The organism is Natronococcus sp. (assembly GCF_047921035.1).
Classification (GTDB): Archaea; Halobacteriota; Halobacteria; order Halobacteriales; family Natrialbaceae; genus Natronococcus.
The window spans coordinates 1-2,166 of record NZ_JBLRWX010000200.1; the positions used below are offsets into that span (position 1 = coordinate 1).

Annotated in this window: 1 protein-coding gene; it reads left to right on the forward strand. The window is 62.1% G+C overall.

Translation table 11 applies throughout. The features are described from left to right. The first annotated feature begins 1,084 nt into the window (after positions 1–1,084). Positions 1,085–2,008, forward strand: coding sequence for a nucleoside hydrolase (locus tag ACNA7R_RS20060; RefSeq protein WP_416285305.1), 924 nt, complete (start codon positions 1,085–1,087; stop codon positions 2,006–2,008). Positions 2,009–2,166 lie beyond the last annotated feature (158 nt).

The following is a 2,166-nucleotide window of genomic DNA, read 5'->3' on the forward strand; positions in this document are numbered from 1 at the left end:
ATGAATTTGTCAATATGGTTCGACGGGCTGCGTGGACGGCCCTCGCGGTGCGTCGGGCCGTCCCCGCGAACCGACCACCTGACGACCGGTTCTACCGGTAGTCACTGACCGAGCAAGCGTCTTCGCAAGTGGCAACGCTGTCGCGTCGGCGGCTGACCGCCGCCGACAGCGGCAACTCCGTCTTCAATTAGCGTTGCTCGACCGTTATCCACGACTCATCACACCAGAACAGGTAGCTCAGATCAGGCTAACTGGCGATGCTTTGTGAGGTACTGAAACTATCCTCGATCGAGGGCTGAACAGTAGTTTTTGACGGTTTCAGCCGATCGGTACAACTATGACACTGCCACCGGAGCTAATCGGCGAAGCAGATCCGGCGACAATATCTGGACCGTCCTCGAGCGACTGACGAACATCGAAGATCGGTCGGCCGGCAGTGAAGGAGAACACACCGCTGCCGACCTCCTCGAGGAGACCCCCGAACGGTAGGCTGTGCGAAGTCTCGAGTCACTTGTTCGAGATTTCCGGCTGGACACGCGGCCGGTCCGCGCTAACATATCACGGTGGGATGGACCGCCGTTGCGATCGAGACCACCACGTGATTGCGCTCTCCCGGTCACCAGCCGAAGTGGCGATGGGGGCGCTGGTCGACGTCGGCGACGGACTACCGTCCGATTTCGACGGTCGGGATCTTGAGGGCGCAATCGCGCTCGTATCAAATCTTTTTCCCGACAGCCACGGACGGTGGATCCACCGGATGGAGAAGTGCCGCCGGGCAATCGACACGGACGCGGTCGGCTTCGTCTTCTACGGCGGTCGGAGGAGGTGTCTTCGGCCGACCGGAAACGTTGGCTACGATGGCGGATCAGGGGGATTCCGGCCGTTGGTATCTCCCACGAGCTGGAGAGACGACTCGTACGTGGGACCGACGGGAGCGCGCCGACGGCGAGGCACTCAGGGACTGGGGACACACTCGAGAACCGAGACTCCCGCGTAGTCACGTTCCTCGCCGCCTGTCGCATCCGTTTTCGGTTCGAGAGGTGGATTTAAGAGTGTCCACCAGAAACGGTGCGGTACTTATCGCATGCCAAATGATGTCATTATCGATTGCGATCCCGGTCACGACGACGCGATCGCGTTGTTGCTCGCACTGCAGTCCCCGGAACTCGACGTGCGAGGTGTGACGACAGTCGCGGGGAACCAGACGCTACCAAAGACGACGCGAAACGCCCTGCAGACCCTGACGCTGGCCGACAGGACTGACGTTCCGGTCGCCAGCGGAATGAGTGAACCGATGGTACGGGACCTCACGATCGCCGATCACGTTCACGGCGAATCGGGACTCGATGGCCCCGAACTGCCCGACCCGGAGTACGAACCGATCGACGAGGACGCCGTCGACTTCATCGCCCGAACCGCACGCGAGTGCGACGGCCTGACGCTGATTCCCGTCGGTCCGCTCACGAACATCGGTCTGTTACTCAAGCGCTACCCCGGGATCGAATCCGACATCGATCGTATAGTCCTCATGGGTGGCGGAGTCTACGAGGGGAACATCACCCCCGCGGCGGAGTTCAACATCTTCGTCGATCCGGAGGCCGCGAGTCTCGTTTTCGACGCTGACGTTCCCGTTACGATGGTCGGGCTCGAGGCCACGCGAGCGGCCCGCGTGCCCGCCGCGGAGTTCGAGCGGTTTCGATCGCTCGACTCCGACGTCGGCGATGTCGTTGCCGACTGGCTCGAGTTCTTCCTCGAATTTCATCGCGAGCAGTTCGGCTGGGACGGCGTCCCGATCCACGACGCCTGCGCCGTCGCCGAGGTCGCCGACGGCGTCGTCGAAACAGAGCCGATGCACGTCACCGTCGAAACGTCGAGCGACCACGCGGACGGGCAGACGATCTGTGACGTCCGCGGGGTAACGGACGTGCCGCCGAACGCCGACGTCGGCGTCGATATCGACCGCGATCGGTTTGTCGATCGCCTGGTCGACGCGCTCGAGAACTACTGAAATAACCGATAGAACCACAGAACCGATACGCACACCACCCGAGACATCACACATGACACGAAAACTCCTCATCGACACTGATCCGGGAAACGACGACGCAACCGCGATCGCAACCGCCCTCGCTCACCCCGACCTTGACCTCGTCGGGCTCACGACGG

What these genes read in the sequence shown, in the direction of transcription:
- ACNA7R_RS20060 (WP_416285305.1), top strand. Translation starts at nt 1,085, where the DNA reads ATGCCAAATGATGTCATTATCGATTGCGATCCCGGTCACGACGACGCG.